This is a genomic window from Alphaproteobacteria bacterium, assembly GCA_018667735.1.
Taxonomy (GTDB): Bacteria; Pseudomonadota; Alphaproteobacteria; order Rickettsiales; family JABIRX01; genus JABIRX01.
In genome coordinates, this window is sequence record JABIRX010000007.1 from 1 (window position 1) to 6,890 (window position 6,890).

7 protein-coding genes and 1 tRNA gene are annotated in these 6,890 nt (G+C 27.9%); 1 reads left to right on the forward strand and 7 read right to left on the reverse strand.

Annotated features, from left to right (window positions below; genetic code table 11):
• A partial coding sequence (locus HOH73_00670; GenBank protein ID MBT5827385.1) for a hypothetical protein occupies window positions 1-719 on the forward strand: 719 nt, incomplete at its 5' end.
• A gap of 13 nt (window positions 720-732) precedes the next feature.
• Here the strand turns inward: HOH73_00670 and HOH73_00675 are convergent.
• The 7 genes from HOH73_00675 to HOH73_00705 all read right to left on the reverse strand — a co-directional run.
• Window positions 733-1,524 (reverse strand): glycosyltransferase family 2 protein, encoded by a 792-nt coding sequence (locus HOH73_00675; GenBank protein ID MBT5827386.1) that lies wholly within the window; start codon window positions 1,522-1,524, stop codon window positions 733-735.
• 5 nt (window positions 1,525-1,529) lie between these two features.
• Entirely contained in the window at window positions 1,530-2,360 is an 831-nt protein-coding gene (locus tag HOH73_00680; protein MBT5827387.1) for a hypothetical protein, read from the reverse strand.
• Between the two features lie 73 nt (window positions 2,361-2,433).
• Window positions 2,434-2,509, reverse strand: a tRNA-Ala gene (locus HOH73_00685).
• A gap of 64 nt (window positions 2,510-2,573) precedes the next feature.
• Window positions 2,574-3,953 (reverse strand): ribosome biogenesis GTPase Der, encoded by a 1,380-nt coding sequence (gene der / locus HOH73_00690; GenBank protein MBT5827388.1) that lies wholly within the window; start codon window positions 3,951-3,953, stop codon window positions 2,574-2,576.
• Window positions 3,954-3,955: 2 nt separating this feature from the next.
• Window positions 3,956-5,254: a PQQ-like beta-propeller repeat protein gene (locus tag HOH73_00695; protein MBT5827389.1), complete on the reverse strand. Its 1,299-nt coding sequence runs from the start codon at window positions 5,252-5,254 to the stop codon at window positions 3,956-3,958.
• Window positions 5,244-5,897: a hypothetical protein gene (locus HOH73_00700; protein ID MBT5827390.1), complete on the reverse strand. Its 654-nt coding sequence runs from the start codon at window positions 5,895-5,897 to the stop codon at window positions 5,244-5,246. Before HOH73_00700 ends, HOH73_00695 begins: the two co-directional genes overlap by 11 nt.
• A gap of 22 nt (window positions 5,898-5,919) precedes the next feature.
• Window positions 5,920-6,890: AsmA family protein (locus HOH73_00705; protein MBT5827391.1), on the reverse strand; the 971-nt coding region annotated here is incomplete at its 5' end.

Sequence of the window (6,890 nt, forward strand, 5' to 3'; positions counted from 1 at the left end):
AAACAAAGCAAAAGCCTATTATAATAGAATGCGCCCTATGTAAGAATGGTGAAATATATCGTGAAATTCCAACAAAATTTAAAACATATAATTACATGGTAATGGCATTAAAAAGTAAAGGAAATGCCCTCGCTTACATGACAGAAGATTTAAGAAAACTGTCGCTTATAGAAAAAAACTCCTTATTTAAGATAGCAATTGAGCAAAATGGACAATCTTTAAGATATATTGCCGAAGAACAAAAATCAGCAGAATTATGCGCATTAGCAATAAAACAAGATCCAACCGCAATATTATATGTACCTAAAAAGCATATTAATGAAGATAGTTATAGTGAATTGGTTGCTAAATATGGTACATTATTGAACTTTACACCAGATGAATTAAAAACTCCTAAGCTCTGCTCTATGGCCGTAGAAAATGATCCAATTGCACTTAAATATGTACCTGATCAATTTATTAATCTTCAACTAATAACAACAGCTCTTAAGCAAATAGATGCAAAAGGAAATTTTGAACTATTAAGTAAAATAGACTTTACAGAATTAAAGAAAATTGCAGAGCAAAATACAACTTTAACAGAAGGTAAAACTACTAAACAAAACTTAGCAATTAGAACATCTATAATAGAAGAGTTAATAGCAAGTGGAAGAAAGGATAAAGAAAAAAGTTTTCCCAAAAAAGCTAAAAATAAAGAAAAAGCAGATATTACTATATAATCTATGGCTAAAATTATTTGAGCTTAGATTTTCTCTCTAATTCAATAATTTTAGCATATTTTGTTAGGCGTGAAAAAGCATAAAAACAACTCTCAATATAACCCTCGATACCATATAAGAAATATCTTCTGATAAAATAATGCTTAGTGAAAGCAAAAAATAATATAAAAATAATTTTAAAACAGTTAGGTTTCTTACCTAATTTAAAACTATTTACTGCCTGAAAATCACTGTAAAAATTTAACTTATCTATCTGGTGTCTATAAGATCTGAATGATTTGTGAATTAAATAACTATCTAAATAAGCTAAGTTCTGACTCTCTGTAATCACAGAGTCATGAACTTCACTTACCCTATATGCGCAAAAATTTTTATTATATAATCTTAAGTAATATTTTTTACGCCCATAAAATTTAGGGTTATTCACAAAATGTGGTATTTCTACTATTTTAAGCCAAAAACCATCATGTTGCTCATGTTGATAATTTTTAAATAACTTCCTTATTTCAACTGCTAATTCTTTACTTACTATCTCATCTGCATCAATATTTAAAATCCAATCATTTTTACATAATGATTCTGCATAGCTTTTTTGCTGACCAAAACCTTCCCATTTTTTATATTTTATTTTTTTAGTATATTTTTTTGCAAGCTCTAATGTATGGTCTGTGCTACCTGAATCAACAATTATAATTTCATCTGCCAAATCTTTTACACTCTCAAGTGCAGCAACCAATCTTTCCTCTTCATTCTTAGTAATTATGAATACTGATATTGGTAGTTTAGTTTTTTTTAGGTTATCCATAATTCTTAATCTTTAAAAACATAAAACATATCACAAGTTTTTTCATTATGCGAAGTATCATAAACTTTAGTATATAAATCATCTCCAGTCATACACAAATATGATGTTGAGACTGTGTACCAACCCTTTCTTGCATTTATATCCCCCAATAATGGATGTCCATCATCAAATTTTAAATCTATTTTATATAGTTGTGAGGGGGTAAACAAACCAAATTCTGCATCTGCTTCATGCAAAGAAACTGTACCATAAAATATTTTCATGCGTGGATATCTAGTGCTTGCATGACTACTATAACTATACCATGATTCTGAGGGTAAAAATAAAGCATGGTAAATTTTAGATCTGTATAAGTTATTTCCATCACTATATGGCTCATCTATGTGTTTATAACCAAAATAATATTCATCACCGTCATGTGGAGACCCAAGTAAACCAGCTAATTGCAAGTGCAACCACACCATATAACCCTCACCATAACAACATGAAATAAGACTTATATCCCAATTATTGTCACCATCTCCATTACAACCAGATCTGTCTGAAGTTCCATAACCAGAATCAATCAATTCATCTGTACATGTTGGTAAAGTTGAATTAAATAATTTACCAGCATTTGGAAAATCACCCGGTAAATAATCATAAATTAACTTAAAATTATTAATCTTTTCTCTAATTTGCACTATCTCTGTGTAAAATGCTTTCTGTTCCAGATTAGATTTTAAAGATCTAGCTGAAAGAATCGCAGAAAGTAATATAGCTATAGTGATAATAGTTATGGAAAGCTCTAATAAAGTAAATGCTTTAGGGTTTAAATTTTGATATGAGCTTTTCATATGGTTTTATTTTTAACTTATAAGCTTGACCAAAAAAAACAACATTTTTAATGATAACTTAAAATTAAATAGATGGTGGAGATAAGCGGATTCGAACCGCTGACCTCCTGCTTGCAAAGCAGATGCTCTACCAACTGAGCTATATCCCCATCGAAATTTTTATAGAGCTAATTTATAAAATAGTCAAGTAACTATATCTTCAAAAATATTTTCTTACTTTTTTTCAGTTCTTAATGGTTTTTTATCAATATATGGGTTAGAGGTTTTTTTAAATATCAATCTTGGATTAACACCAGAAAAATTAAAAGACTCTACTAATGATTTTTTAAGATATCTAATATATGAATCTGAAATTTTATCTGGATAATTTGCCGTAACTACAAAAGTTGGTGGTCTAGATTTTATTTGCGTAATATACTTTAATCTTAACTCTTTTCCACGATATAAAGGTGGCCTATGTTCATTAATAACATATTTTAACCACCTATTTAATGTGTTAGTTGCAATACGTAAATTCCAGTTTTTATATACTTGCAAAACATCTTCTATAACACTAAATATATTAATTTTTTGCTTTGCTGAAATAGTTAAAATTTTCAGCTCCTTATTTTGCGGTACATATTTACCTATCTGATACTGAATTTCCTCTTTTGTCTTTATCAAATCCTCTTTACTTAGTAGGTCTATTTTATTTAAAACAATAATTAATGCCCTACCCTCATCTATAACATGTGAAGCTATATTCACATCTTGCCTTTCTAACTTATTTTGAGTTGCATCAAATAATAAAACACATACCTCCGAAAAGCGTACCGCCTTTAATGAATCTTCATAACTTAATTTTTCTATCTTCTCTTTTACTCTTGTTCTTTTTCTAATACCAGCTGTGTCAATTAAAGTAATTTTTTGCTTTTTGTAATGCCATGATATTTCTATAGAATCTCTTGTGGTGCCACTTTCATCACAAGTAATTAATCTATCTTCGTCTAGGAAACTATTTATTAAAGTTGACTTACCAACATTAGGCTTGCCAATTATAGTAATTTTAATTGCTTTGTCCTTCGTATCCTCCTTCAGCAAATCAGCATAAATCTTTTGATATTTGAAATAATGAGCTGATAATTGTGCATATAATTCATCGTAACCTATACGATGCTCAGCCGATAAATATATAACCTCATCGAAACCTGTTCGGTAAATGTCATTATTAGTAATATTCTTCTTTCTAATTTCTGATTTATTTACTATTAAAACTAAATCCTTAGATTTTTTTCTTAAATATGATATAAACTCATGATCTAATGTAACCAAACCATCTTTAGCATCAAAAACTAACAATAACAAATCAGCAGCTTCAACCGCCAAATCAATTTGTTTTGCTATATCTTTCTCTAAGACATTACCTTTATACCCCTCAAACCCTGCGGTATCTATTAATTTAAAGCGCAAATCTGAGATTTTAGCTATAGCTTCTTTTCTATCCCTAGTTACACCTGGCATGTCATATACGATAGCAGATTTCTTGCCAACTAAGCTATTAAAGATTGTTGACTTACCCACATTAGGCCTACCAACTATAGATACAGTGAACATAATTACTCTATTATATATATTTTTCCTTTATTATCAGACAAATAAATTTTGTTATTAATTATCACAGCCTGATGATTGATGTTCTTAGGTATTTTTATTTTATTTATTAACTCTCCATTATTAAAATTAAAAGTTAAAATCCTACCTTTATTACTAGTAACAAACAACTTATTACCAGCAATAATTGGGCCATAAAAGAAACTATTATCTTTATCCTTAATATAAGGCTTTAATTTCTCTACCCATTTTACCTTTCCTGATTTAGTTGAAATAGCAATTAAATTGTAATTCTTATCTATTACAAATGATAAATCCTTGGTTATCCATGGCCTGTTATTAACTGAAGAAATTTTTATATCCCAGTTTTTTATACCAGATAATAACTTATAGGAAGCCAGGTACCCACTACTTGATATTGCAAATATGTCATCTTCATATAAAACTGGCGTAGTGTTAATATCACTAAAATCGTAACTTTCTGACTCTGGGTTAATATCACCCAGATTATCTTGCCATAGAACTTTGCCTTCAATTTTATCCAATAAAATCAAGTCTCCATTACTATTTCCTGTAACTAATATACCATTCTTTTCGACAAATGATGCAGAACCATATTGAGAGGAATCCTTACTTAAAAACTCTTGAATCCAAATTCGATTCTTATTTGCTATATTGTAAGCTAAAATTTTATTACTTATAGTGTTAACATAAACTATGTCATCAGATATAAATGGCTTTGACCTTGAAATAAAACCTAAATTCTTTTTCCATAACAAATCTCCTTGCTTTGCGTCAATTACATATAAGAAATTACTGCCAATAGTTACAAATAATTTTCCTTTGTAATATGTTACACCACCTTTAAGCAAGTTGTATTCTTCATGCTTATCTTCTAAAGTTAACTTCCATAAAGGTAGCTTCTTTTCTAGATCATAAGCTATTAAATTAGACTTAAAATCATAATAATAAATGATATTGTTTATGATCTCAATTTCAACAAAAAAAGGCAATTTGCTCTTTGCCCTACTCAATTTAATAGACTTTTTTCTATATTTATCTTTCTTATCCTTCTGATAAAAAATATTACCAATGTTACCTGAAAGCAAAGAGTTATTAAACTGATCGCTCTCTAAGTTTGGTAAGAAAAATTTATCCGCCAAAATATTATCTATTGCTAAAACATCACCAGAATTTATTAAAACATTATGTGCCTTACTTAAATCACTTGTTTTTTTGGAGCATGAAAAGATAGTAAAGGACAGAATTACTATTATAGATTTTAAAAAATTATTATAAGTCACTATCTTTTAATAACCTTAATAAATTTAGTGCAAAATTCTTACTAGTCTCACTTGCATCACTTGCCGTAGTAATTTTATTTAGCTCGTTTTTTGCTTCTGTTATTTTTTTTTGTTCTATAAAACCTAACGCTCTAATTTCTAATATTTGATAATAGAAAATATTGCCTAAATTTATATTATTAACTATTTCTAGATCATGCTTATCGCTGGATGGGTAGTTATAAATTATATAGTTTAACATTAGCTCTGCATAATCTTTAGTTGCCTTAGCTATATTTTGCTCTTTGAATATTGCATAAAATATGTCATATGATTTTGATATTTCCTGTTTTTTTAAATAAAATTCCGCAAGTTTTAATTTTGCCAAATCTTTATGGTGCTTCTTAGAATTATTGTTAAATAGTTCTGCTAAGTTTAAAAATTTCTCATCATTTAAACTGTCTAAATACTTATCTAGATTAAATAAACTGGTAGTTGAAACTATCTGATTTTTCTTTTCATGATCATGCTTTATTAAAAAAAATAACAACAGAATTATGATTATTATAATTGAAGAAAAAAAATATTTCCCATAGTTTTTTAGGATATTTTGATATTTTGTTTTAATCAGGTCACTCCTGATATCATCAAATAAGTCTGACATTGCAAATTAGTTAATTTAATTACTACTTATCTAACCTATTATAGACCTTCATGTAAAGAGATTTTAAATTATTTATAAATGAATTAATTTGAAAAAGATCATATTTACCTGTTACTTTATCAAAATCACCTTCCAAACTATGCGTTAGAGTCAAAGCTGTTTTTTCTATACCTTTTCTTGACTGATATTGCGCAACAAATTTAATTATTGAGTTAATTTTAATTAATTTATTAACTAAATCAATTTTTCCTGCTGTAGCCGCTTCTAAACCTGGCATCGATAATTTAATATTATTTATCAGAACAATTCCATTTACTATATTTAACTCACCATTAGTTGAGTTAAAATTGGTGCTACCTAATCTAATCTCCTCTGAAAGTGGTTGATTAAACTTACTCTTTGGGTCAACACTCATATCTGCAACGTCTTGAATTATTTTTGGTATAGCTAACTTATCAACAGTTAAATTAGCAACATAATATTTGTTTTTAGACTTGATTTGCTTAATCATTATGTGAGGAGTATTTCCATATGTTTGTAAGTTTCCTGCAACATTAGATAAAGCATTAATATTGTCTATATTGAAGAAAAATGCTAAGAAGTTACCAATGTTAAATCTTTCAAAATTATATGTTAAGATAAGCTGAGGCAAACCATCCATAATAAAATTACCATCTATCTTAAATGAACCCTCATCAATTTTACCAGATACTTCCTCTAGCTTTAAAATATTATTTTTAACAGACAAATTAAATATGGTGTCTTTAACTGCTAACTCGTGATATTTTAAATGTTTAAATTTAGAAGTTAAATTAAAGTCCATATTTTCAAAATTAGGAAATAAAATTAACTCTTTAGACCAAGAAGAGTTTTTGTTTTGGTAACCATCGCTGTAATTAAATAAGGCTAAATCAGCTTTATTAGCATCTATGTTTATATTTAAAAATGGTTCACTATCGTTTAAGCTAATTAAAAAGCTTGTATTTATATCAT